Source organism: Flavobacterium hungaricum (assembly GCF_015182285.1).
GTDB lineage: Bacteria > Bacteroidota > Bacteroidia > Flavobacteriales > Flavobacteriaceae > Flavobacterium > Flavobacterium hungaricum.
In genome coordinates, this window is the sequence record NZ_PRDM01000002.1 from 413,873 (window position 1) to 437,683 (window position 23,811).

General features: G+C 34.2%; 23 protein-coding genes. 16 read left to right on the forward strand and 7 right to left on the reverse strand.

Annotated features, from left to right (window positions below):
* The first annotated feature begins 36 nt into the window (after positions 1 to 36).
* Together C4F50_RS09585 and C4F50_RS09590 are read left to right on the forward strand one after the other, a co-directional pair.
* Entirely contained in the window at positions 37 to 408 is a 372-nt protein-coding gene (locus C4F50_RS09585; RefSeq protein WP_134148081.1) for a BlaI/MecI/CopY family transcriptional regulator, read from the forward strand.
* Entirely contained in the window at positions 405 to 1,631 is a 1,227-nt protein-coding gene (locus tag C4F50_RS09590) for a M56 family metallopeptidase (protein ID WP_228011998.1), read from the forward strand. The genes C4F50_RS09585 and C4F50_RS09590 overlap by 4 nt, the downstream gene beginning before the upstream one ends.
* A 233-nt stretch (positions 1,632 to 1,864) precedes the next feature.
* On the opposite strand, the gene C4F50_RS09595 is transcribed toward C4F50_RS09590, so the two are convergent.
* Positions 1,865 to 3,229 carry a saccharopine dehydrogenase family protein gene (locus C4F50_RS09595; protein WP_193846321.1) on the reverse strand — a complete coding sequence of 455 codons (1,365 nt, stop codon included), beginning with the start codon at positions 3,227 to 3,229 and terminating at the stop codon, positions 1,865 to 1,867.
* Positions 3,230 to 3,417: 188 nt separating this feature from the next.
* On the opposite strand from C4F50_RS09595, the gene C4F50_RS09600 reads away from it, so the two are divergent.
* Together C4F50_RS09600 and pckA are read left to right on the forward strand one after the other, a co-directional pair.
* Positions 3,418 to 3,804: a DUF423 domain-containing protein gene (locus C4F50_RS09600; RefSeq protein WP_193846323.1), complete on the forward strand. Its 387-nt coding sequence runs from the start codon at positions 3,418 to 3,420 to the stop codon at positions 3,802 to 3,804.
* A gap of 300 nt (positions 3,805 to 4,104) precedes the next feature.
* Positions 4,105 to 5,709, forward strand: a complete 1,605-nt coding sequence (gene pckA / locus C4F50_RS09605; RefSeq protein WP_193846324.1) for a phosphoenolpyruvate carboxykinase (ATP) — start codon at positions 4,105 to 4,107, stop codon at positions 5,707 to 5,709.
* Positions 5,710 to 6,128: 419 nt separating this feature from the next.
* Here pckA and C4F50_RS09610 read toward each other — a convergent pair whose 3' ends face one another.
* Both C4F50_RS09610 and C4F50_RS09615 read right to left on the reverse strand, forming a co-directional pair.
* Positions 6,129 to 7,187 carry a phytase gene (locus tag C4F50_RS09610; protein WP_193846326.1) on the reverse strand — a complete coding sequence of 353 codons (1,059 nt, stop codon included), beginning with the start codon at positions 7,185 to 7,187 and terminating at the stop codon, positions 6,129 to 6,131.
* A gap of 74 nt (positions 7,188 to 7,261) precedes the next feature.
* A complete protein-coding gene (locus C4F50_RS09615; protein WP_193846328.1) occupies positions 7,262 to 10,072 on the reverse strand; it encodes a TonB-dependent receptor in 2,811 nt (936 codons plus the stop codon).
* A 235-nt stretch (positions 10,073 to 10,307) separates the two neighbouring features.
* Here C4F50_RS09615 and C4F50_RS09620 point away from each other — a divergent pair, with 235 nt between their 5' ends.
* The 5 genes from C4F50_RS09620 to C4F50_RS09640 all read left to right on the forward strand — a co-directional run bounded on the left by C4F50_RS09620 (position 10,308) and on the right by C4F50_RS09640 (position 15,121).
* Positions 10,308 to 11,408: a DUF4407 domain-containing protein gene (locus C4F50_RS09620; RefSeq protein WP_193846330.1), complete on the forward strand. Its 1,101-nt coding sequence runs from the start codon at positions 10,308 to 10,310 to the stop codon at positions 11,406 to 11,408.
* A 156-nt stretch (positions 11,409 to 11,564) separates the two neighbouring features.
* A complete protein-coding gene (locus tag C4F50_RS09625; protein ID WP_193846332.1) occupies positions 11,565 to 12,242 on the forward strand; it encodes a glycerophosphodiester phosphodiesterase in 678 nt (225 codons plus the stop codon).
* A gap of 206 nt (positions 12,243 to 12,448) precedes the next feature.
* The gene (locus tag C4F50_RS09630; RefSeq protein WP_193846334.1) at positions 12,449 to 13,657 is read left to right on the forward strand and encodes a BaiN/RdsA family NAD(P)/FAD-dependent oxidoreductase; all 1,209 of its coding nucleotides are present in this window, start codon (positions 12,449 to 12,451) and stop codon (positions 13,655 to 13,657) included.
* 6 nt (positions 13,658 to 13,663) lie between these two features.
* Complete coding sequence (locus C4F50_RS09635; protein WP_193846336.1) at positions 13,664 to 14,311, forward strand: HAD family hydrolase; 648 nt, start codon at positions 13,664 to 13,666, stop codon at positions 14,309 to 14,311.
* A gap of 93 nt (positions 14,312 to 14,404) precedes the next feature.
* The gene (locus C4F50_RS09640; protein WP_193846337.1) at positions 14,405 to 15,121 is read left to right on the forward strand and encodes a hypothetical protein; all 717 of its coding nucleotides are present in this window, start codon (positions 14,405 to 14,407) and stop codon (positions 15,119 to 15,121) included.
* Here C4F50_RS09640 and C4F50_RS09645 read toward each other — a convergent pair.
* Positions 15,108 to 16,088: a tetratricopeptide repeat protein gene (locus C4F50_RS09645; RefSeq protein WP_193846338.1), complete on the reverse strand. Its 981-nt coding sequence runs from the start codon at positions 16,086 to 16,088 to the stop codon at positions 15,108 to 15,110. The two genes, C4F50_RS09640 and C4F50_RS09645, sit on opposite strands and share 14 nt — an antisense overlap.
* Positions 16,089 to 16,142: 54 nt before the next feature.
* Entirely contained in the window at positions 16,143 to 16,619 is a 477-nt protein-coding gene (locus C4F50_RS09650) for a TspO/MBR family protein (RefSeq protein WP_193846339.1), read from the reverse strand.
* A gap of 164 nt (positions 16,620 to 16,783) precedes the next feature.
* Here C4F50_RS09650 and C4F50_RS09655 point away from each other — a divergent pair, with 164 nt between their 5' ends.
* The 7 genes from C4F50_RS09655 to C4F50_RS09685 all read left to right on the forward strand — a co-directional run bounded on the left by C4F50_RS09655 (position 16,784) and on the right by C4F50_RS09685 (position 22,264).
* The gene (locus tag C4F50_RS09655; RefSeq protein WP_193846359.1) at positions 16,784 to 17,881 is read left to right on the forward strand and encodes a diphosphomevalonate decarboxylase; all 1,098 of its coding nucleotides are present in this window, start codon (positions 16,784 to 16,786) and stop codon (positions 17,879 to 17,881) included.
* A gap of 29 nt (positions 17,882 to 17,910) precedes the next feature.
* A complete protein-coding gene (locus tag C4F50_RS09660) occupies positions 17,911 to 18,129 on the forward strand; it encodes a hypothetical protein (RefSeq protein WP_193846361.1) in 219 nt (72 codons plus the stop codon).
* Entirely contained in the window at positions 18,129 to 18,434 is a 306-nt protein-coding gene (locus C4F50_RS09665; RefSeq protein ID WP_193846363.1) for a type II toxin-antitoxin system RelE/ParE family toxin, read from the forward strand. Before C4F50_RS09660 ends, C4F50_RS09665 begins: the two co-directional genes overlap by 1 nt.
* A gap of 3 nt (positions 18,435 to 18,437) precedes the next feature.
* Positions 18,438 to 19,376, forward strand: a complete 939-nt coding sequence (locus C4F50_RS09670; protein WP_193846364.1) for a mevalonate kinase family protein — start codon at positions 18,438 to 18,440, stop codon at positions 19,374 to 19,376.
* A gap of 66 nt (positions 19,377 to 19,442) precedes the next feature.
* Positions 19,443 to 20,033 (forward strand): DUF502 domain-containing protein, encoded by a 591-nt coding sequence (locus tag C4F50_RS09675; protein WP_193846366.1) that lies wholly within the window; start codon positions 19,443 to 19,445, stop codon positions 20,031 to 20,033.
* A 59-nt stretch (positions 20,034 to 20,092) separates the two neighbouring features.
* Positions 20,093 to 21,049 (forward strand): geranylgeranylglycerol-phosphate geranylgeranyltransferase, encoded by a 957-nt coding sequence (locus C4F50_RS09680; RefSeq protein WP_193846368.1) that lies wholly within the window; start codon positions 20,093 to 20,095, stop codon positions 21,047 to 21,049.
* Positions 21,050 to 21,355: 306 nt separating this feature from the next.
* Positions 21,356 to 22,264 carry a pseudouridine synthase gene (locus tag C4F50_RS09685; protein ID WP_193846369.1) on the forward strand — a complete coding sequence of 303 codons (909 nt, stop codon included), beginning with the start codon at positions 21,356 to 21,358 and terminating at the stop codon, positions 22,262 to 22,264.
* Between the two features lie 65 nt (positions 22,265 to 22,329).
* Here C4F50_RS09685 and C4F50_RS09690 read toward each other — a convergent pair whose 3' ends face one another.
* Positions 22,330 to 22,932: a DUF937 domain-containing protein gene (locus C4F50_RS09690; protein WP_193846371.1), complete on the reverse strand. Its 603-nt coding sequence runs from the start codon at positions 22,930 to 22,932 to the stop codon at positions 22,330 to 22,332.
* A 285-nt stretch (positions 22,933 to 23,217) separates the two neighbouring features.
* Positions 23,218 to 23,718 (reverse strand): DUF456 domain-containing protein, encoded by a 501-nt coding sequence (locus C4F50_RS09695; protein ID WP_193846373.1) that lies wholly within the window; start codon positions 23,716 to 23,718, stop codon positions 23,218 to 23,220.
* Positions 23,719 to 23,811: the final 93 nt, after the last annotated feature.

Genomic DNA, 23,811 nt, shown 5'->3' on the forward strand with positions numbered 1-23,811 from the left:
AATCTTAGTAGCTCAGAACCTTAGAACCGTAAAAATATGCAATTATCAAACTCAGAAGAACAATTAATGGAGCATCTTTGGAAGCTTGAAAAAGCTTTTATGAAAGATTTACTGGAAGCGTATCCAGAACCAAAGCCAGCGACAACAACTGTGGCAACGCTTTTGAAACGAATGATCGATAAAAAGTTTGTGGCTTATAACGAATTTGGAAATTCGAGAGAATATTATCCGTTAGTCAAAAAAACAGATTATTTCTCCAAACATGTAAAAGGTCTGATTAGTAATTTCTTTAATAATTCGGCTTCACAATTTGCTTCTTTTTTTACGACAGAGACCAACTTGTCGACTTCAGAATTAGAAGAACTTAAAAAGATTATTGATTCGCAAATTCAAAAAAAGAAAAAATGATAAACTATTTATTAAAATCGGGAATACTGCTTTTGGTTTTTTATGCAGTTTATAAATTGATGTTAGAAAACGAACGCATGTTCCGTTTCAACCGCGCTTATTTATTGGGGAGTTTAATTTTTAGTCTTGTTATTCCGTTGCAATTATTTTCGTTGCAATCTTTATTTTTAGATAAAATAAGCATAATTCAGCTCGACGGAATTGTTATTCGAACCAGTACAGCGGTTTCGGATTCAATAAATTTTAATCAGGTTTTTTGGTTTGGGGTAGTCTTGGTTTATGCAATTGTAGCGCTGATTTTGACGGTGCGATTTTTTAAAAATCTATATGCTATTCATAGGATTTCAAAAAACAATAAATCTCAAATTATTGAAAACAATAAAGTCGTTTTGGTGAAAAATATCATTTTGCCATTCTCTTTTTGGAATGCCATTTTTATTAATAAAGAAGACTTTGAAAACGGCAGAATTCCAAACGAATTAATTGCCCACGAAAAAGCACATTTAGTGCAGAGACATTCGCTGGATATTCTTTTTGTTGAGGTTTTGCAAATCATTTTCTGGTTCAATCCCCTCATTGTTTTTTTTGAAAAAGCTATAAAATTGAATCACGAATTTTTGGCAGACGAAGCAGTGAATAATCAGTTTAATGAAATTTCTAATTATCAAAACCTATTACTGCATTTTGCTTCTAATAAAGGCACTGTTGCTTTGGCAAGTAATATCAATTATTTAATAACTAAAAAACGTTTTCTTATGATGTCTAAAAAACAATCTCCGGTTAAAGTAGTAGCAAAAGTTTTTGGCGTAGGATTGATTTACGCTCTGTCCTTATTTATTTTTAGTACAGAAACAACAGCGCAATCCCTAAATAGTGCACCTAAAATGAAGAAAGGATTTTCGGTAACCTATGATACTGAAAGTGTAAATGAACCTCAATATCAAGGCGGGATCGAGGAGTTTTATAAATTCGTGGGACAGAACTTTAAAATTCCTGAAGAAGCTTCAAAAAATAAAATAAAAGGAAAAGTTGATATAGAATTTATGGTGGAAAAAGACGGAAGCTTGTCTGAAATTAAAATTGTTAAAGATTTGGGATACGGTTTAGGAAATGAAGCAGTAAGAATCTTGAAACTTTCTCCAAAATGGATTCCCGCTTCTCAAGATGGAAAACCAGTCAGAGTGTCTTATTCTCTTCCAATTACGATTCAGACACCAGAATAGGCTTTTTTAAGGGGCAAAGGTGCAAAATTACAAAGGGACAGAGTTTTTTTCACTTTGTCAAAGTTTTAGAATTTGTCAAAGTTTTAGAATTTGACAAAGAATTAAAACCTTTTTTGCTCTATAACTTTGCACTTTTGTCCCTTAAAAGAAAAAAAATCCGCTTCTAGCTCAGAGAAGCGGATAAAATTAAAAAAACTAATAAAAAAAAATTCTAAACTAAAAAGGGCTCCAGACTAAAACAAGTCAGGATTATATCCGAAATACGGAACGGTCTGTTCGTTAAAAACGACGCCGTATTCTTCTAATTCTTTCAATATGGGTTCATAAACTTCTTTTTTAATCGGAAGTTGTACGCCTGGTGTGGTAATTTTTCCGTTTAAGATTAATAAGGTAGCGATAGCGACCGGAAGCCCAACTGTTTTGGCCATTGCCGTATACGTCTGGTCATCGCCAATGCAGACCATTTTAGAGTCAATTTGTTTCTTTTCGCCATTTAGTTCATAACCAAATTTATGGTACATCACAATCATGTCTTTATCGTCTGGTTCTAAGCTCCAGCTGTCGGATAAAATCTTTTGAAGTATTTGTGCTGGCGTTGCATTCGGCAGGTTTACTTTTTTGTTCGGATTGAATAAATCAAGTTCCAAAAGTTTATCCCACATAATATCGTCCTGATCAATTTTTAAGATCAAACGCGTTTTAATTTCAACAGAATCTGTTGGGTGATACGGCAGAAAAGAATTCACAAACTGACGGTAACTCATGTTTTCAGAATCCTCCATAATGTAACTGTCATCAGTCATTCCGAGTTGTACAAACATATTCCATGCTCTCGAAAAACCAACTCTTCTTATGGTTCCTCTGTATAAAGTCAGGATATTATCTAAACCGTAAACCGATCTGTATTTTAAAGAATCGCGGTTAGAATAAGCCTCAAATTTTCCGTAGCCTTCTACTTCAAGAAATTCTGTTCTTCTAAATAGAGCGCTGTACGGAATGTACTTATAAGTTCCTTCCTGAATAAATTTGGCAGCCCCCCCTTGACCTGCTAGAACTACATTTCGTGGCGCCCAGGTAAATTTATAATTCCAAAGATTAGTATCAGATTCTGGAGCTACAAGTCCGCCGCAAAAGGACTCAAACAAAAGCATTTTACCGCCTTTGGCTCTAATTTCGTCAATCACTTTCATAGCGCTCATATGATCGATACCAGGATCAAGTCCGATTTCGTTCATAAAAATGAGATTGTTTTTTTGAGCCTCTTCATCCAAAGCCTGCATGGCATCACTAATATAAGAAGCTGTAACCAGATGTTTTTTGAAATGCAGACAATCTTTTGCGATTTCGATATGAAGATGGGCAGGAAGCATTGAGATTACAATAGACGCTTTAGAAACGGCATCTTTTCTTGCGGCGTCATTAAAAATATCTAAAGCAAGCGGTGCGGCATTAGGATGCTGCTGTGTCTTTTTTACAGCTAACTCTAAAGAAAGGTCTGCCACGGTTATGTGCAGGTTTTCTTCGTTGGATTTTGCTAGTAAATATCGAATCAAAGACGATGCAGATCTTCCTGCTCCAAGTATTAAAACGTTTCTCATGCTTTAAATATTTAACACAAATATATTTAAATGTTACATATATAACAATTTAATCTGAATAAAATTCAATTTATTTTTGATTTTGCTTTGAGAAATAATGTGTTTTTTAAGAGAAATTATTTGAAAACACAAAAGGTTTTTTGGTTCGTTTGGAGTATTTTTGCATGGAATTTCAAAAGAAATAAATTATGAAAAGAAGAATTGTTTTAACAGGAGCTTTTATCGGAATGATTGCTATTATTTTAGGTGCTTTTGGAGCACATTTACTAAAAAAATACCTGTCGGTTGAAGAACTAAATACTTTTGAAGTTGGAGTTCGTTATCAAATGTACCATGCAATGTTTCTTCTTTTTCTTTCTACTCGAAAAGAGATTGCCGAAAAGACCTTAAAAACAATCTATAGTTTAGTTGTTGCAGGAGTTTTACTTTTTAGCGGATCAATCTATTTATTGGCTACTAAAAGCCTTACTGTTTTTGATTTTAAAATTATCGTATTCGCAACACCTTTGGGCGGATTCTTGTTAATCTTTGCTTGGGCGCTATTATTTCTTACGATATTGAGGAGAAAATCATAAAATACCGAATAAAAAATTCTATCTAAAAATTAATCTTTAATTTTGTCGCATAAATAACATATAACTTTATTTATGTGAATTTTTTATGTTTTGTATTGAAAATCAAGAATAATATAACAAATTCATGTAAAGGGATGTAATAAAACAAATTAGAATCAATTATTTTTTTGTTTTTATAATTTTAAGAGCAAAATTTCTCTTTTTTGATATAAATTAAAGTGAAATTGGCTTTTTTGAAAGAAATAAAAATTAATCTGTAATTTTGTATTCTCTTAAAGTATCACACACAACTTAAAATTTATGGACACTAACACAGTTTTGTCGCAATCGATTTCGTTAAAAGAATTAGGAATTGAAAATGCAAAAGTTCGTTATCAATTAACTGCAGATGAATTACATGCGATTACTTTGCAGTCAGGGCAGGGTGTTGAGAATTCTACTGGAGCATTGGCAATTAATACAGGTGAATTTACAGGTCGTTCTCCACAGGATCGTTTTATTGTAAAAGATGCTATTACAAAAGACCAAGTTTGGTGGGGAAATGTTAATATTCCTTTTGAACCTTCGGCTTTTGAAAAGCTGTACAATAAAGTAACTGCGTTTTTATCTGACAAAGAAGTTTTTGTTCGTGATTCTTACGTATGTTCAGATCCAAATTACAGATTAAATGTTCGTGTAGTAACAGAAACGGCATGGTCTAATCTATTCTGTTACAATATGTTTCTTCGTCCAGAAGAATCAGAATTAGCTAATTTTACTCCAGAATGGACAGTGATTTGTGCACCAAGTTTTATGGCAGATCCTGCTGTAGACGGTACACGCCAGTCTAATTTTGCTATTTTGGATTTTACTAAAAAAATCGCTCTTATCGGCGGAACAGGTTATACAGGAGAAATGAAAAAAGGAATTTTTTCGGCCTTAAACTTTATTCTTCCAGTTTTCAAAAATACACTTCCAATGCATTGCAGTGCCAATGTTGGTGAAGATGGAGATACAGCAATCTTCTTCGGATTGTCTGGAACAGGAAAAACAACGTTGTCTGCAGATCCAGAACGTAAATTAATCGGAGACGATGAGCACGGCTGGACTAATGAGAATACTGTTTTCAACTTTGAAGGAGGCTGTTATGCTAAAGTTATTAATTTGACTGAAGAAAACGAGCCGGACATTTTTAGAGCAATCAAAAAAGGAGCGCTTTTAGAAAATGTGGTTTTCAAAGCTGGAACAAACGAAGTTGATTTTGATGACGTTTCGATCACTCAAAATACACGTGTAAGTTACCCAATAACACATATTGATAATGTACAGCCAGGTTTGGTGGGACATAATCCTAAAAATATATTTTTCTTAACGGCAGATTCTTTTGGAATTCTGCCTCCAATCTCAAAATTGACTCCAGGTCAGGCAGCGTACCATTTTATTTCTGGTTACACGGCAAAAGTGGCTGGAACAGAAGCGGGAGTTACAGAACCGCAGCCAAATTTCTCTGCTTGTTTTGGAGCGCCGTTTATGCCTTTGCATCCAACGCGTTATGCTGAAATGTTGAGTAAAAAAATGAAAGATTCAGGAGTGAAAGTTTGGTTAATCAATACAGGCTGGACTGGTGGTCCTTACGGAACAGGAAGCCGTATGAAACTAAAATATACTCGCGCCATGATTACCGCTGCTCTTAAAGGAGAATTGGATAATGTAGCGTATAAAAATCACGCGGTATTCGGAATTGCAAAACCACAATCGTGCCCGAATGTTCCAGAAGAAATTTTGAACCCTCGAAATACTTGGGAAGATCCTGCGTTATATGATAAAAAAGCAATCGAATTAGCACAGAAATTTAAAGCTAATTTTGCCAAATTTGAAGAATTTGCAAACGCTGAAATTTTGGCCGGAGCACCGATTACAGAATAATAAAAGGGGAATATTGATTCAAATAAAAAAGCTGTTCGTTTTGAACAGCTTTTTTTTATTGGTCAGTATTCAGTTTTTTTAGTGTTCAATTACGTAATGTCATCCTGAGCGGAGCAGAAGGGCGCTGCAATTGGGACGGGGGGCTTCGGCTCCGCTCAGCCTGACAATGCTTCGGCTCTGCTCAGCCTGACAATGCTTTGGCTCCGCTCAGTTTGATAATGCTTCGAATCGCTCAGCCTTATAGGACTTAAAAAGTTTACCGCAAAGAAACGCAAAGAAAAAAAACGCAAAGGTTCGCAAAGCTTTGTAAATAAAGCTTTGCGAACCTTTGCGGTAAAAATAATATTGAATCGCAGTTTTCAACTACAGTTTAAAGGAAAGGAGCCAAAGAACTGCGATTTCAAATCAACACTGAATCTTTATTTCTTAGCTTCGTCAATACGTTTTTGGATTAAATCCCACGTGTAATAATGGAAAGTCATTCCGTTGCTCATGGCAACAAAAAGGCCGTTTTTGTATTTTGGTCCTAAGTTTATACTGGTAACATCTGCACCGTCACATTCGATTGTAGATGTTGGAATTTCTGCTAATAAAGGATAGCTGTCTGGGTTTCCTTTTGCGCCTTCTCTTGGGTAAACCATAAAAGTATTGTACTGCTGGTTAGAAACTAAAATATATCCTGTAGAATCTGTTTTTTTGTAAATCGCGATTCCCTCATTGTCTGCTTTAAAATCCTTTTGGCCAAACAGCGCCAATTCTTTATTGTCGTTTAAAGCAGGATCAGCCTTGTATTTTCTAATTCCGAATTGTTCGTCACAATACAAAACAGTTCCTAATTCGTTATCAACTGCAATTGCTTCGATCTCTTTTTTACCGCTGTAAGCTCCAAATTTGCGAACTACTTTTGCAGCGGCAAATTTTCCGTTTCCAGAAAGTTCGTACTGCCATAAATAACTTCCAGAAGGACCTGTTTTTCTTCCCACGATAGCAAAAATCTTCTGGTCGCTTGGGCGTGTGTACAATGCAATTCCCATTGGGTCGCGCTGTGCTTCTCCCTCAAAAACAGGAATTCCGCCGTTGTCAATAGGTTCTAAATCCGGCAGGCTAAAAATTCTGATTTTATTTTCTTCGCGTTCTGTAGCAACAGCAACGTCAACTTTTTTTCCGTCAATAAGTAACCCATAAGCGATATCGACATTGTTTGGTCTTTTTAAAACAATCGATTTTTTAAGGATTTTTCCATTCAAATCAAAAGCATACAAACCGCCGTCTGTGTCTTTATCTGTTCCGATAATGATACTTTTTGAAGCATCAGTCGGGTTAATCCAGATTGCCGGATCATCTGTATCGTGCGGCAACGCTTCGGTTACTGCTGTCGGCTTGACAGCATTGGGCTGAACAGGCGCTAATTTATCGTCTTTACAAGCTGTAAATAAGATGCTTATCAGTAAAAGAGCAACTATAGAATTATTTTTCATTTTATTATCTATTTTAATGCAATTAGACAGAGCGGTAAAACTCTGTCTAATGTAAGAATTTTAAAAATTGAAGATTATAAGTCTAATTTCAATCCAAGATTGAATTTAGCTTGGTAATATTCTGCTTGTTTAGTATGACCGGCAACACCTTGGTAATAACGTAACGGCTGATTGGTTAAGTTATTTGCCTCTGCAAAAACACGAAGTTGTTTGGTGATTTTATAAGAAGCGTTTGCGTCTAAGAAAAACTGCTTATCATAAAAACTGTCTTTGTAAGACTCAGAACCCAATTCGTCTAAATAATCAGAAGTAAAGTTGGTAGAGATTCTAGCAGAGAAACGTTTGTTTTCCCAAGAAAGAGATCCGTTAAACATGTGCGGTGTCGTTCCCGGAAGGCTGATGTCGTTTCTTTCGTTTCCATCCTCATCGGCAATTCCTCTTGCTTTAGATTTTGTATATGTGTAGTTTAAATAAATACCGAAACCTTTTAAGAATTTACCTGGTAAGAAATCCAATTGACGCTGAAAAGCAACCTCAAATCCGTAAACATCTACCTTATCTCCATTTCTTGATTGTAAAAACGACCAGTTTTCTCCCGCTGGAATTGGATTTGTCTGGTTAGGAAAATCTGCAGCAAATTTTGTATCTGTATATTGATTATCGCTGTAGTTGTAGATGAAATCATTTAATCTTTTATAGAAAACACCTCCAGAAATCAAACCAACAGATTTGAAATAGTTTTCTGCCATAAAATCATAATTGTATGAGTAAGTAGCATCAAGATCTGGATTACCGGCTGTAATTTCTTTGTCGGCAGCAATGTTATTTACATAAGGAGCCAATGCATAATAGTTTGGTCTTGCTAAAGCTGTTGTAGCAGCAGCTCTTAAAATCAAATCTTTTGTAGCGTTGTATTGAAATGAAATACTCGGCAGTAAATTAGTGTAAGAGTTGGTATTATTGATTCTGCTTTCTAATTCTTCTTCATCCAATACACGGTTTCCGGTGTAGTCAATATGGGTATTCTCAACACGAAATCCTAACACCATAGAAAGTTTATCATTAAAATCCTGATCCCATCTTACATACGCAGCAGTGATTCTCTCTTTTGCATTGTAGTTTACGGCTAAATATTCTGCTGGATCTGTTTCTTTTTCAAACAAAGAAGCATTATTCAAATCTAATCCTCCTAAATAAGCCGCAGAAGCAAAAGTTCCCGGTACATATTTACTTCCTGGATTAAATCCTTGTCCGTCATAATAACTTGTCGGAACTTCAGATAATAAATCCATTCCGGCATTCAGTGGAGAATAAGAATAGAAATTATTGTTTCTTTCTTTTTCTTTCAAACGAAGTCTAAGACCTGTTCTTAATCTTCCTTTTTCTCCTGCAATTACAGAGAAAGGAAAACGGATATTTACTTTGGCTCCAAATTCGCTTTCGCTTGTTTCGTCTGTGTTTTCAGTAACCGAATCAAATTCGAATTGGTCTAGCGCTTCTCCAGCTGTAGTTACCAGAGGAAATCTAGAATCAGATAAATCTTCAAATACATCAAGACCTTTTTGACGGTATTCGATATAACGCTCACCTGGACGGTATTCTCTAGCTTTTGCGTAGTTTGCAGACCAATCTAGGTCTAAAGTAGAATTGATTAAGTGTTCTCCGCGAAGCGAATAGTTTTGAACTCTTTGATCTTCTAATCTTCTGTTTTTATTTCGGCTGTTGTCAAGACCACCTTTTGTCTGACGTTTGACACGACCTTCAAAACCAATAATTTCTTCACCATTATAAAGAGGCTCAATATCATCAATAGTGGTTCTAAAACGATTTTCTCTATCATCTCTCCAGTTGTAAATTGCATTGGCAAAAATGGTATTGTTATCGTTGAATTTATAATCTAAAGCTACAGAAGCGCTTCGGCGAATACGCTGTACATCGTATTTTCTAATTTCTGAAGCTTGAAGATATTCATTTCCAAAATCATCTTTTACCCATTCGTTTTCGATATTATCAGAACCGTAATCAACGTTGTTGTAAGAACCGCTGAATACTACTCCTAATTTATCGTTAGCAAATCGATTACCATAAACCAATCCAGCGGTATAAGAAGCATGATCACGAATTGGCAGATAGCCTCCGGCAAGTGTTGCTGAGATTCTTTCTCCGTTTGGAGTTGCTCTTGTAATTAAGTTTACAGAACCTCCGATTGCATCAGCATCCATGTCTGAAGTTAAGGTTTTGTTTACTTCGATTGTAGAAATCATATCAGACGGAATTAAATCCATTTGTACGTTTCTGTTGTCTCCTTCTGCAGACGGAATTCTGTCGCCATTTAAAGTTACAGAGTTTAAAGACGGAGCCAGACCTCTAATAATAATATTACGAGCTTCACCTTGATCGTTCTGCATTGTGATACCTGGAACACGCTTTAAGGCGTCTCCAACGTTGGCATCTGGAAAACGGCCCATTTGATCTGATGAAATTACGTTTCCGATATTTTTACTGTTTTTCTGTTGATTCAAAGCTTTTGCCTGACCTTTTAAGATATCTCCAACAATAACCTCTTTCAGTTCATTTTCAGAAGCTTTAAGCGCAAAATCAATAACGTTATTTTTTCCTTGCTCTACTTTTATTTCTTGAGTCAAAGTAGTGTATCCAATATATTTTACTTCAACTTTATAAGTTCCTTCATTAATATTCAATAATTCAAAACGTCCGTTGTAGTCAGACACCGTATATTTTTTTTCGCCCACAATTTGAACCATAGCTCCAGGAAGCGGCAGTTTGTCATCAGCATCTAATATCTTTCCAGATATAATTCCTTTCTGAGCAAAACCGGTAAAGGCGAATAAAAAGAATGCGGTTAATAAATAAAATTTTTTCATTGTGTGTGTAGTTTGATTTTCGTTTGCGAAGCTAAAACCCCAGTATTATTAAACCCTTGAAAAAAAATTAACATAGTGTTATGATTGACCGTAGCACTTCAGGTTTTATTAATCTTTAAATAACATACCGACATCAAATAATTGATTCACAACGAAAAACAAAATAATATTTTGACTCTAATTAAAAAATTGGCGTTAAATTTGCCGTATCATCATTAATCAAAAATCATCAATCATGTTAAAACAATTTTTTATCCTATGTTCGGGTGCAGACAAAGAGCTGCTCGAAGGATGTTCTGAAGGCGAGCAGACCAAATACGCAGGTATTGGCGCGACCGTTTTCTTTACGGCAGTTATGGCTTTCCTTGCCAGTGCATATGCACTTTTTACCGTTTTCGATTCTATTTATCCAGCTTTAGCTTTTGGATTTGTTTGGAGTTTACTCATCTTTAATTTAGATCGGTTTATCGTTTCTACTATAAAGAAAAGAGATCGTTTTATGGACGAATTCCTTCAGGCAACGCCGCGTATTATTCTGGCGATTATTATTGCAATCGTAATTTCGAAACCTTTAGAAATTAAAATTTTCGAAAAAGAAATCAATACCGTTTTGCTGAAAGAGAAAAACGAAATGGAATTGGCGAATAAAAAACAAGTTGGTAATTATTTCAAATCAGATCTGGATAAAAATAAAGCCGAAATAGCAGCTTTAAAGGCAGATATCGTTAAGAAGGAAAAAGAAGTGAATGCTTTGTATGCTACTTATATTACAGAAGCAGAAGGAACTGCCGGAACCAAGAGACTTGGAAAAGGCCCTGTTTACAAAGAAAAAAGAGAAAAACACGATGCGGCTCTTAAAGAATACGAAACATTAAAAACTGCAAATGAGGCTAAAATAGCCGAAAAAGAAAAAGCAGGTACACAATTGCAGGCTGATTTAGACAAAAAAGTTTCGCAGACACAGCCTATTATCGAAGGTTTTGACGGATTAATGGCGCGTATCAATGCGCTGAATAAACTGCCTTGGCTTCCTTCATTTTTTATAATGCTGTTGTTTCTGGCGATAGAAACGTCGCCGATCATTGCCAAATTATTAGCGCCAAAAGGCGAATACGACTTTAAGCAAGAAGAAGCCGAAACGGCAATGAAAGCCACTTTGGAACAGAATAAATACCAACGTGAATTATTAGTAAAAACAAGCGCTTCTATGCACGATAGAGTATATGCAGATATTGCAGAAGATAGAAGTCTTTACGATCTGCAGCGAAAGAACGCAAAAGAATTGCTGGAACTCCAGTCCAACAGTTTTGTCGAAAAACAAAAAGCGACACTTTAAGCGATCCTGAAATCAGTTTTTTTAGCCGCGAATCCATGAATTATTTTCCTTGTATTTGAAAAATAAAAATTCGTGAATTCGCGGCTAAATAATTTTTATCAATTCCTTGCGCCCTTTGCGTAAATCTTTGCGATCTTTGCGGTTAAAAGAAATCCAATGCTAAAAATAGCTCATCGAGGTGCCAAAGCCTACGAACCTGAGAATACTTTACAAGCTTTTCAAAAAGCCTTAGACTTAAATTCTGATGGAATCGAACTGGATGTTCATCTGAGCGTTGACGGACATATAATCGTAATGCACGATGAAACCATCGACAAAATGACAAATGGAACAGGGGAAATCAACACCTATACTTTAGCCGAATTAAAATCATTTTTGATTACAGAAAAACATCAAATTCCAACTCTGAATGAGGTTTTTGATTTGGTCGACAAAAAATGTTTTATTAATGTCGAATTAAAAAATGCCGATACTTCTAAGCAGGTTGTTTCTTTAATAGAAGAATATATTTCTCAAAAAGAATGGGATTATCAGCATTTTATCATTTCAAGTTTTGACTGGAGTGCTCTGGAAGAAGTTCACCATCTAAATCCAAAAATTTTAATTGGAGTTTTAACCGAAGAGGATCTTGATACAGCTTTGGCTTTCGCCGAAAGTATAAAGGCAAAAGCAATTCATCCCGATTATAATTTATTGAATAGTGAAAACGTTCAAAAAATTCAGGAAAAAGGATTTTTAGTTTTCCCTTGGACAGTCAACTCGGATGAAGATATTCAAAAAGTAAAAGGGTATAAAGTAGATGGAATTATCTCTGATAATCCAGATAAAATATAAAGTTTAAGTTTTAGCCACAGATTACACCAATTAAAAGGATTTTTTCGCCACGAATTACACAAATTTTCACGAATTAATTTTTTTCAAATTATTGAAATCTGTGTAAATCATTTTATCCCGATTGCTATCGGGAGTGACAAGAAAATAATTAGTGCCATTCGTGTAATTCGTGGCAAAAAAAAACATTCGTGGCAAATCAAAAAAATATGATTAAAAATTTCGACATAATCATCGTTGGCGGAGGCGCAGCAGGGTTTTTTACAGCGATTAATATTGCAGAGAAAAATCCGAAACTCAAAATTGCAATTTTAGAAAGAGGAAAAGAAGTTCTTTCTAAAGTCCGCATCTCTGGCGGAGGAAGATGCAATGTAACGCACGCTTGTTTTGAACCGAATGAATTAGTGAAGTTTTATCCGCGCGGTGAAAAAGAACTTCGCGGTCCTTTTCATCAATTTTGTTCTGGAGACACAATCGAATGGTTTGAAAAACATGGTGTTGAACTCAAAATAGAAGAAGACGGCAGAATGTTTCCTGTTTCCAATTCATCTCAAACTATAATTGATTGTTTTCTAAAAGCAACCGAAAAATTAGGCATAAAAATCCTTACGGGACAAAGTGTACAATCTATTTTCAAAAAAGAAAACCATTGGAAAATTGATACCCAAACTGATAATTACGCCGCCGAAAAATTAGTAATGGCAACAGGAAGCAATCCAAAAATATGGGAAATGCTTCAGGAACAAGGTCACGCTGTTGTGAGTCCTGTTCCTTCTTTATTTACTTTTAATATTAAAGATTCTCGTATCAAAGAATTACCCGGCGTTGCAGCACAAGTTACCGTAAACGTAAAAGATACCAAACTAGAATCAACAGGACCTTTGCTGATTACCCATTGGGGAATGAGCGGACCTGCCATCTTGAAGCTTTCGGCTTGGGGCGCCCGCATACTGCACGATAAAAATTATCAGTTTACCATTTTTGTGAATTGGCTGAATGATGTTGATACAGAAGATGCTGAAAAAATCCTGAAAGATTTAAAACAGGAACACGCTAAGAAAGCAGTTTCTAAGAAATCTCCTTTCGATTTTCCGAATCGTTTGTGGGAAAGTCTGGTTTTAGCTTCTGATATTAACGAGGAAACGAAATGGGCTGATTTATCTAAAATTCAATTGCAAAATTTAGCTTTGCAGCTTACAAAAGCCAAATTTCAAGTTAACGGAAAAAGTACTTTTAAGGAAGAATTTGTAACAGCTGGCGGTATCGATTTAAAAGAGATCAATTTCAAAACAATGCAAAGTAAACTTCATGAAAACCTTTATTTTGCTGGCGAAATTGTAAATATCGACGCGATTACAGGAGGTTTTAATTTTCAGAATGCCTGGACAAGCGGGTTTATTCTGGCTCAAAATATTTAAGATAGAATGAAATTTAAAGGAATTATTTTTGATTTAGACGGAACATTGGTAAATTCATTACACGACATTTCAGACGCGATGAATGTTGTTTTAACAGGTTTAAATCACCCAACACACACTTACGATACGTACCAATATTTTATAGGAAGCGGTCTGAGAAATTTGGTCAGCAAAGCGTTGCCTGCAGCTCATAGTAATGACGAACAAATCGAAATTTGTTTTGAGTGTATGATCAACGAATACCGTAAAAGCTGTACTTTAAAAACAAAACCTTATGACGGTATTTTAGAATTATTGAACAATCCGGCATTAGTAAATATTAAAATGGCTGTTTTTTCGAATAAAGCAGACGAATTGACTAAGAAAATTGTTTCGGAAATATTTCCAGGGCATTTTGATGATGCAATTGGTTTGAGTACCGAAGCGCTTAAAAAACCAAATCCGTTTGAGGCCGTAGCAATCAGTAAAAAATGGAATTTAAGTCCCGAAGAAATTCTTTTTGTCGGCGATTCTGATATTGATATGCAGACAGCTGTAAACGCAAACATGTTTCCTGTCGGGGTTTCTTGGGGCTACAGAACCGAAGAAGAATTGAAAGCAAGCGGTGCTAAAATTGTGATTAATAAAGCTTCCGAATTAATTGGGATCTTATAATTCAGAAGCTAAATAATTAACAAGAATTTACAGAATTAGTAAGTTTTCGTTAAGACCATTCTAATAATTTTACTTTCAACTAAATACGACTAGATGAAAGTAAAATTACTTACCACAATTTCTTTTTTCACTTACCAGTTAAGTATTTCTCAAACGGAGAAATTATTAAAAGGAAAAGTTGTTGATCAATCTTATTCTCTTAAAGATGTTGAAGTTATTAATAAAACCGCTTTCACAAGTACAAGAACAAATGAATTAGGAGAATTTTCAATTCTGGTAAATCCTCAAGACAGTCTTTTTTTCTTTCATAAAAATTACTTTTTCACACGTATTAGAATAACAGCAGAAAATATTCAGACTAATAATCTAGTGATTAAAATGATTTTAAAACCAGAAGAATTGGATGAGGTTCTGGTTTCCAGATCTGTTTTTACAAAAGGTGATATCCATAAAATTGTCAACGATCGAGAAGCTACAAATGAAATCATAGTTCGAAAACAATTTGATGATGTGACCTCAAAGGTTAATGTTTATGACGGAAAGATAAAAAATGCCGTCAATCTTAGTTATCCCATTTTTGATAAGCCTAAGAAAAAAATCGAAGTTGATAATCGCTTTAAAAAACTTGTAAAAGCTTCTTGTCCGCCAGATTTTTTTACTAACGATTTAAAAATAAAAGCCGACGAAAAAGAAATTTTCTTAAACTATTGTAACGATGATCCGAAATCTAAAACACTTTTAGAAAAATCAAATATTTTAGAATTAATGGATTTTCTGTATGCTAAAAATGAGGAGTTTAAGAAGCTGTAATAGCTTTTTTCAGCTTCTTAAATTTCAAGAAAACCGTAATTAAAGCAATCAACAATACGATACTTACTATAGATAAAATCAGGACACTTGTTTCAATCTGGTATAAGTAATCGGGATGAACTATATGCTTGCTTTCTCGTAAATCTTTTAATTGAGAACCGTAAGTTCCTGCTTTTATGCGATAATAATCAATTCCGCTTTGCGCACTATTAATCATTCTCGCTACGATTAAATCTCCATCGCAGCCATAAACTCGGGCAGTTCTGTAAATCTGAAGTGCATTTTCGTTTTCTCCTTTTAATTCAGTAAGATTTGCAAGTTCAAAAAGCAGGATCGAAATAACTTTGTCTTTTGGTTCTATAAATGACATTCGCTCATTTACTTGATAATAAATGGATTGAAGTAATTCGTCTATTTGAGTTTTAGACAATTTGGTTTGAGGTTCGCCTTTGTTTCCAAAATTCGTATTAATTAAAAACTGACCAGAAATATCTTTTAAATTCTTGATTTTAGCTTCTAATATTTTTAAATGCAGCCATTCAGAGCCATTGTGAGATTCAGGATTAATTTCAATAGATTTTTTAATCCACGTATAGGCTTTTTGATTTTCGCCCATCAATTCATAAAGTGTTCCCAGATTGGATGCCGTAGAATATCGATTAGGCTCCCTTTTTTCGATATTCAAATATAAATTTAAAGCTTCCTGATATTTTCCTAGGACTATTAAAAGATATCCTTTATCAGATAAGTAATCGAGATCATCTGTTTTTTTGTACAAACTATCAAGTTCTTTTATTATTCTCGGAAAATCTCCCTTAAAAAAATGATGTCCACGAGGTACAAACCCTCTATAATCAATGTAAGCATAAGCTCCATTTTTAAGAATTTTCGTTTCTCCATTCAAACAAGCGAACGTTTTAAAGGAAATTAAAACTAAAGCAATAACAAAAACCTTGAATCTATTCATAAAGTATTGATTAAACCTGGAATAAAGAAAAACCTAAAACCTGAAACTAAAAATCTACTTATTCAGCCACCAAATACTAGCATTCAAAATCAGTGCAAAACTGACCCAAGCCATATACGGAATTAATAAGTAACCAGCAGTTTTATTGATTTTGATAAATTTCAGATACGTTTCGTAAATCATTAAAAGCAAAAGAGCAATTTCAACTAAAGCCAATAGTGGATTTTTTAATCCGAAGAATAAATACGACCAGATCGCATTAAGCGTCAGCTGAATAATAAAAAATAAAAGCGCTTTTTTTACTTCTTCACTCTGCTCTTTTATTTTATCCCAAACCAATCCTGCGGCAACGGCCATCAAGATATAAAGCAAGGTCCACATTGGCATAAAAATCCAATTCGGCGGATTAAAAAAGGGTTTTATAAGCGTTGGATACCAGCTTTCTACGCTTGGTCTGGTCACAATACTTGCAGAATATCCTACGGATAGACAGATAACTAAAGCGATAATGATTTTTACAATCTTATTCATTTTATCAAATTTTGAATTCAAAAATAGTCAAAAGAAAATTTAAACCATATAAGTTATATAAGTTCATTTGAGTAAAGCCCGCTTATAATATCTTACATAACTTATATGGCGAAAAAATTATCTATTATGGTGAAAAAACTATCTTTGCCAAAATTTTATAATTCATGTTTACAGCAGCCGATTTTATTTCGCAAAAATATACTTCAATAATTGAAAGCGGAAGCTTTGAATGGAGCGCTCCCAGCAATATTGCATTAGTTAAATATTGGGGTAAAAAAGACAATCAGATTCCCGCAAATCCTTCAGTAAGTTTTACTTTAAATAATTGTAAAACGATTACTAAATTGGGATTTGAAAAACGAGATGCTTCGACTCTCACTGTGACAAATGGGTTTTCTTTTGATTTACTTTTTGAAGGAAAACCAAAAGAAGATTTCAAACCAAAGATTCAAAAATTTTTAGAAAGAGTTGAGGTTTATCTGCCGTTTTTAAAAGACTATCATTTTACAATAGATACGCAAAATACATTTCCTCACAGTTCTGGAATCGCTTCTTCGGCTTCTGGAATGGCGGCTTTGGCAATGAATTTTATGAGTTTAGAAAAGGCATTGAATCCAGAAATGTCAGATGATTATTTTTATCAAAAAGCATCGTTTTTAGCGCGTTTAGGTTCTGGAAGCGCTTGCAGAAGCGTAAAAGGAAATGTAGTCGTTTGGGGAAATCAGGCAAATATTGAGGGAAGCACCGATTTATTTGGAGTTGAATTTCCGTATACGATTCACGAAAATTTCAAGAATTATCAAGATACTATTTTATTGGTCGATAAAGGTGAGAAACAAGTTTCGAGTACAGTCGGACATGATTTAATGCACAATCATCCATATGCCGAAAGACGTTTTGCTCAGGCACACGAAAATTTAGATCAATTAATCAAGATTTTTGAAAACGGTAATTTAGAGGAGTTTATCAAAGTTGTAGAAAGTGAAGCTTTGACTTTACATGCTATGATGATGACATCCATGCCGTATTTTATTTTGATGAAACCAAATACATTGCAAATTATAAATGCAATTTGGAAATTTAGAAACGAAACCCAAATTCCAGTATGTTTTACCCTTGATGCAGGTGCCAATGTGCATGTGCTTTATCCCGAAAACGTTACCGAAAAAGTATTACAATTTATTCAGGAAGAATTAGTTGTATTTTGTCAGAATCGTCAGTACATTTGCGACAAAATTGGAGAAGGCGCGATTGCATTATAATTTTCCGTATCTTTAGTTAAATTTTGGTTATGGACATTCAATTAGAAAAATTAGAACTGATAAAGCTTTTAGCAGAAACAGAAAATCCTAATATCATAAAATCTATTCGGAAAATTTTTAAAAAAGAACAGAAAGATTGGTGGGATGATTTAAGTGACCAGCAAAAAGCAGAAATTGAAGAAGGAGAAAGACAAATTGAACGTGGAGAATTTGTTGAATATGAAGAAATGATGAAAAAATTTCGTTAATGAAAAGAACGATAATCTTTTCAAAAAATGCTGAAAAAAGTTTATTTGAATTATTTGAATATCTGGAAATTAAATGGTCAAAAAAGGTAAAAGATAAATTTATATCAAATCTCGACAAAGTAATTTATCTAATACAAATAGAACCTGAAATTTTTCCTAAGTCAGAACTAAATAAAAACTATCGCAAATGCGTGTTGTCAAAACAAACAACAATTTATTACAAATTCAACACAAAAAGAATTGAAATAATTGCATTTTTCGATACCAGACAAGACCAAAACAAAATAAAAAAAGACATAAAATAAATCATGAAAGGACCATTATTTTACTCAAAAATATTACTCTTTGGAGAATACGGAATTATCCGCGACTCTAAAGGACTTTCTATCCCTTATAATTTTTACAATGGTGCATTGAAGAAATCAGAAGAGCCTTCTGATGAGGCAATTGCATCAAACAAAAGTTTAAGAAGTTTTGCTTCTTATCTTGAAGTTCTTCATACACAACAGCCAGAATTGGTGACTTTTGATTTGGAAACTTTAAAAAGTGATGTTGAAAGCGGGATGTATTTCGATTCTAGTATTCCGCAAGGATATGGTGTTGGGAGCAGCGGCGCACTAGTAGCGGCTATTTATGATAAATATGCTACCAACAAAATCACGGTTTTAGAAAATCTTACCCGCGAAAAGTTATTACACTTAAAAAATGTATTTTCTCAAATGGAAAGCTTTTTTCATGGGAAAAGTTCTGGTTTAGACCCATTAAACAGTTATTTAAGTATTCCGATTTTAATTAATTCTAAAGATAATATTGAAGCAACTGGAATTCCGACTCAGAGTTTTGACGGAAAAGGTGCTGTCTTTTTGTTAGATTCTGGAATTGTAGGCGAAACCGCGCCGATGGTCAATATCTTTATGGAAAACCTAAAAGACAAAGGTTTCCGCGCGATGCTTAAAAACCATTTTGTAAAATATACCGATGCCTGCGTAGAAAACTTCTTGCAAGGCGACATGAAGTCTTTGTTTACCAATACCAAGAAACTTTCTAAAGTGGTTTTGAATAATTTCAAACCGATGATTCCAGAACAGTTTCACGGAATCTGGCAGCACGGAATTGATACAAATGACTATTACCTTAAACTTTGCGGTTCTGGCGGAGGCGGTTATATCTTAGGATTTACCGAAGATTTGGAGCGCGCCAAGGCTTCACTTAAGGACTATAAATTAGAAGTCGTTTATCAATTTTAAACTTTGTGTTTATAAGACATAGCTGCTAAATACTCTTCTTTACATTCATCTTTAAAAGATATAATTATGAAAAGTATTTTAAAAATCATCAAAGCAACATTTTTGGGAGGGATTTTATTTTTAGCTCCTTTAATTTTATTGCTTGTACTTTTAGAAAAAGGCTATGGTATAACACAAAAGGTAACCAATCCGATTGTAAATAATCTGCCTAGGGTCAAAATTATGGGATTGGCTCTGCAGGAAATTGCAGCCATAGTGATTATTATTGTTATCTGTTTGGCTGCCGGACTTATTTCTAGAACTGTCTTTGCCAAAAAACTTATCCAGAAACTAGAAGAGAGCATTTTGAGTTTTGTGCCTGGATATTCGTTTATGAAAAACATCAACGAAAGTATTATGGGAATCGAATCTAATGAGGATTTAAAAGTCATTTTGGTTCCAACAGATGCAGGACTGCAGTTTGCTTTTTTAATAGAGGAGATCAACGAAAATAAATTTGCTGTTTTTATTCCAGATGCACCAAATCCGTGGAGCGGATCGGTTGTTTTTGTTGAAAAGAAAGATATTACCGAAGTTGGAATATCTCAAAAAGAAGCCTTATCTTGTATTAGAAAATTGGGATTTGGTTCTAAAAATTTATTAAAAAATAAGCTTTAGTCGTTCTAAAAAAAATAATTGCCTTAAATTACCACTCTAAAAACTATAACCTCTAAGAAATGCTGAGCAGACAAAATAAAATTTTAATAATGAAAATTGTTAGTTTGTTCTCTGTGGTTCGTGGTTATAATATTCCGATCATTATACTGGCGCAATATTTATCGGCCATATTTATTCTGGCTCCAGAAATTAGAGCATTGGATATATTGCTGGATTTTCATTTGTTCTTAATTGTTTTTGCATCTGCCATTACAATTGCTTCAGGATATATTATCAATAATTTTTATGACAGCCAGAAAGACTTGATCAATCGTCCTAATAAATCGATGCTGGATCGTTTGGTGAGTCAGAAAACAAAATTAACAGTTTATTTTTCTTTGAATATATTGGCTGTTTTAATGGCATTTATTGTGTCATGGAGGGCTTTTTTGTTTTTTTCGGCTTATATTTTCCTGATTTGGTTTTATTCGCATAAGATAAAAAAGTATCTCATTATTGGGAATTTGATGTCTGCGCTGCTGGCAGTTATTCCATTTTTTGCGATTCTTCTTTATTTTTATAACAAGATTTCGTTTGAAGAAATAGAAAATCATAGAAGTCATTTTGTGGTAATATCGGCACACGCAGTTTTTTTGTTTTTACTGCTGTTAATTCGCGAAATGATTAAGGATTTAGAAAACTTAAAGGGTGATTTGGTCAGCGATTACCGCACGATTCCGGTTTTTTATGGAGAAAGAGTTTCTAAACAAGTCATTACTGCATTGACCTTTTTAACGATTTTACCAGTATATGTTTTGGTTAACATTTACGATGTAGGGTATATGGATATTTATTTTTATGTCTGTTTTGGGGTGCTGCTTTTTTTTCTTCTTTATTTATGGAAATCAAATTCTAAAGAGCAATATCTTAAACTTCATAATGTGCTTAAATTCTTGATCGTTGCGGGAGTCTGTTGTATTGTTTTGATTAACCCGAGTGTTTTATGGCATGGTAAGGCTTTGCTTTCCCGATTCTAATTTTTGATTTGTATCGCAGCATTAGCAATGATTGACTAAGGTTTTTTAAACTTTGTGCAGCTCTGTGAAATAACTAAATGTTTAAAAAAAGCTAATTGTTTGAAACTAGCCCCGATGAAAGGGAAAATCCTTTTATTTTTTTCTTTAAAAAATAAAAGATTGGAATGAACAGCGGGAATCCATGCTTAAAAAAAGGCCGATTGTGATGCTGCAAAACCATCAAAAAAATATTGCTATTAATCTAAGAACATTGAACTTAAGATTATTAGCAGGAAAAAACTATCTTTGCACAAATTAATGATTTTTATGAACAACAAGGAAGGCAATAATAAAAGAGGCGGTTCTAGACCAAATAGCTCTAGACCAAGTTCTAACAAGCCAAAACCTCCTATGGCGAAGCGCGCTCAGGGGCCGAAAAAAGTAAACCCTGCTGTTAAGGCTGCGGAAGAAGAAAAGGCGGCAAAATTTAAAAAACAGAATCAGGCTCCGAAAAGACAAAAAGCTTCGGATGAGATTCGTCTGAACAAATACATCTCTAATTCTGGTGTATGTTCTCGTCGTGACGCTGACATTTATATTCAGTCTGGAAACGTTAAAGTTAACGGTGTTCCAGTTACTGAAATGGGATATTTGGTTAAATTGAATGATGTAGTAAACTTTGACGGTGTTACTTTGACTCCAGAAAAAAAGGAATACATTTTATTGAACAAACCTAAAAACTTTACCACTGCGCTAGACGAAGGGCAGGAGTATCGTAATGTTTTAGAATTGGTTCGCGGCGCTACAAATGCAAAAATCGGCGCTGTTGGAAGAATGGATAAAAACACAACGGGTTTATTGTTGTTTACCAACGATACCGATATGATTCGCAAGTTTACACTGCCGAACCAAAAGTCGTCAAAAATTTATCAGGTTTCTTTGGATAAGAATCTGAAATTTGAGGATTTAGAAAAAATAAGCAAAGGTCTGGTTCTTGACGGACACCGCGTTTCTGTTGAAGAAGTAAGTTATATTGATAACGAACCTAAAAGTGAGGTTGGTTTAAAATTACGTACTGCAAATGTAAAAGTGGTACGCGCAATTTTTGAGTCTTTTGACTATAATGTTTTGCGTATTGACCGTGTATCATTTGCTGGTTTGACCAAAAAGAATCTTCCGAGAGGAAACTGGCGCTTTTTGACCGATCAAGAAATTATCAATTTGAAAAACGTGTAATCGTTTTTTCAAATTATAAAAATAATGTAAATCCTGTTTTCGCTGAAAATGGGATTTTTTTTATTCTAGAAACTAAAAAAGTTATGTCCGAAAAGGGTAAAAATAGATCTTCCGATAGATTGGTTTTTGTCTTCGACAGTTTCGTAAGATGAGAAACCAAGGATGATTTTGATTCCAGGAGGGATGCTGTTTAGTACTTCTCTTTTTTGGTCTTCTAAAAGAAGTTTTAGACTTTCTATTAGTTGGAGATTATATCTTAAATAAGAAATAACTAATAGTGCTGAAAAGTTTAATATTTCTCTGGCAGTTTCACTTTTGATGCCGACTTCGTTTGAAACCATTTCTGAAATCCTGCCTTTTTTGTTCGAGAACAGCTCTTTAAGTAAAGCGTTTCCTTCTAAGTGGTAACAGTCGTCGACGGATAAAATTCTACCGGCAGTAAAATCGACTTCCTGATAAAAAGTGGAGCTTTCTGGAACCATTGAAACAATTTCTGAGTAAAAATCTGATTCTTCGGCTTTGTTGTAGAGTCCCATTAAAATTGTACCGATTGAGACGTCAATTCCTTTAATTAAAAGGGCATCATTTTCAAAATAAAACTTGTTTAACTTGGAGACAACATTAGAAGAAATAAAACGTCTAAGTTCAATTTGTAGGTTTGGGGTCATACGCTTAACTTATTAAATAAACATTATTTAAACTCAATCAAAATAATCGATAAAGTGAGGCTTTTTATCGTTTATCAGGATAAAAATATAAAATAAATTAACATTTCCAAAAAATTAGTTAAAATTTTACTTGGGCGATTTTCAGTGTTTTAACACTTAAAAATGCAGAAACCAACAAACATAATGCTTAGATAGCTATAATATACAAAAAAAAATCTAAAAAAAATTAAGAGTTTTTTTTAAGATTTTAAAAAAATAAGAAAAAGCTTAAAATAAAATTAACATTTAAAACAATAAAATGCGATTCTGCCAAACAATAACCAGAAAAATGCCAAAGTAGATAATCGAAAAAAGGAAATTTACAAAACTAGAGGCTAAAAATCCTAAAAGTGAGCCAGTGGCAGCTTTGAAGGCACGTTTGTGATTGGCAGAATCATACAGAAGTTCGCCTATTAATGCTCCAACAAAAGGACCGATAATAACGCCGAATGGTATTGGCGCGAGAATGCCGACCAGGAGCCCGATGTTGGTTCCCCAGATTCCGTACGAACTGCCCCCAAATTTCTTGGTTCCTTTTGCCGGAATCACATAATCCAGAATCGTGATAATTACCATGAGCGTAAAAGTGATTCCGAGAATCCAATAATTATTTTCTACTGCTTTTGTTAAATACAACAGCAGTAACCCGACCCAAGAGCTCGAAAGGCCAGGCAGAATGGGAATAAAACTGCCAAAAATTCCAACAATCATACATATTAAGCCGAGTATTAATAGTAAAGTATCCATATAATTTGTAAATTTGTACTTACAATTTTGTTTTTTATGATGCGTGTTTTGCAATTAATAGCTTTTGTTGTTTTGTTTTTGACTGCAAGTCTT

What these genes read in the sequence shown, in the direction of transcription:
- C4F50_RS09670 (WP_193846364.1), top strand. Translation starts at nt 18,438, where the DNA reads ATGAAAGGACCATTATTTTACTCAAAAATATTACTCTTTGGAGAATAC.
- C4F50_RS09595 (WP_193846321.1), bottom strand. Translation starts at nt 3,229, where the DNA reads ATGAGAAACGTTTTAATACTTGGAGCAGGAAGATCTGCATCGTCTTTG.
- C4F50_RS09600 (WP_193846323.1), top strand. Translation starts at nt 3,418, where the DNA reads ATGAAAAGAAGAATTGTTTTAACAGGAGCTTTTATCGGAATGATTGCT.
- C4F50_RS09590 (WP_228011998.1), top strand. Translation starts at nt 405, where the DNA reads ATGATAAACTATTTATTAAAATCGGGAATACTGCTTTTGGTTTTTTAT.
- C4F50_RS09630 (WP_193846334.1), top strand. Translation starts at nt 12,449, where the DNA reads ATGATTAAAAATTTCGACATAATCATCGTTGGCGGAGGCGCAGCAGGG.
- C4F50_RS09625 (WP_193846332.1), top strand. Translation starts at nt 11,565, where the DNA reads ATGCTAAAAATAGCTCATCGAGGTGCCAAAGCCTACGAACCTGAGAAT.
- C4F50_RS09640 (WP_193846337.1), top strand. Translation starts at nt 14,405, where the DNA reads ATGAAAGTAAAATTACTTACCACAATTTCTTTTTTCACTTACCAGTTA.
- C4F50_RS09695 (WP_193846373.1), bottom strand. Translation starts at nt 23,718, where the DNA reads ATGGATACTTTACTATTAATACTCGGCTTAATATGTATGATTGTTGGA.
- C4F50_RS09685 (WP_193846369.1), top strand. Translation starts at nt 21,356, where the DNA reads ATGAACAACAAGGAAGGCAATAATAAAAGAGGCGGTTCTAGACCAAAT.
- C4F50_RS09650 (WP_193846339.1), bottom strand. Translation starts at nt 16,619, where the DNA reads ATGAATAAGATTGTAAAAATCATTATCGCTTTAGTTATCTGTCTATCC.
- C4F50_RS09660 (WP_193846361.1), top strand. Translation starts at nt 17,911, where the DNA reads ATGGACATTCAATTAGAAAAATTAGAACTGATAAAGCTTTTAGCAGAA.
- C4F50_RS09585 (WP_134148081.1), top strand. Translation starts at nt 37, where the DNA reads ATGCAATTATCAAACTCAGAAGAACAATTAATGGAGCATCTTTGGAAG.
- C4F50_RS09620 (WP_193846330.1), top strand. Translation starts at nt 10,308, where the DNA reads ATGTTAAAACAATTTTTTATCCTATGTTCGGGTGCAGACAAAGAGCTG.
- C4F50_RS09615 (WP_193846328.1), bottom strand. Translation starts at nt 10,072, where the DNA reads ATGAAAAAATTTTATTTATTAACCGCATTCTTTTTATTCGCCTTTACC.
- C4F50_RS09610 (WP_193846326.1), bottom strand. Translation starts at nt 7,187, where the DNA reads ATGAAAAATAATTCTATAGTTGCTCTTTTACTGATAAGCATCTTATTT.
- C4F50_RS09675 (WP_193846366.1), top strand. Translation starts at nt 19,443, where the DNA reads ATGAAAAGTATTTTAAAAATCATCAAAGCAACATTTTTGGGAGGGATT.
- pckA (WP_193846324.1), top strand. Translation starts at nt 4,105, where the DNA reads ATGGACACTAACACAGTTTTGTCGCAATCGATTTCGTTAAAAGAATTA.
- C4F50_RS09645 (WP_193846338.1), bottom strand. Translation starts at nt 16,088, where the DNA reads ATGAATAGATTCAAGGTTTTTGTTATTGCTTTAGTTTTAATTTCCTTT.
- C4F50_RS09690 (WP_193846371.1), bottom strand. Translation starts at nt 22,932, where the DNA reads ATGACCCCAAACCTACAAATTGAACTTAGACGTTTTATTTCTTCTAAT.
- C4F50_RS09635 (WP_193846336.1), top strand. Translation starts at nt 13,664, where the DNA reads ATGAAATTTAAAGGAATTATTTTTGATTTAGACGGAACATTGGTAAAT.
- C4F50_RS09655 (WP_193846359.1), top strand. Translation starts at nt 16,784, where the DNA reads ATGTTTACAGCAGCCGATTTTATTTCGCAAAAATATACTTCAATAATT.
- C4F50_RS09680 (WP_193846368.1), top strand. Translation starts at nt 20,093, where the DNA reads ATGCTGAGCAGACAAAATAAAATTTTAATAATGAAAATTGTTAGTTTG.
- C4F50_RS09665 (WP_193846363.1), top strand. Translation starts at nt 18,129, where the DNA reads ATGAAAAGAACGATAATCTTTTCAAAAAATGCTGAAAAAAGTTTATTT.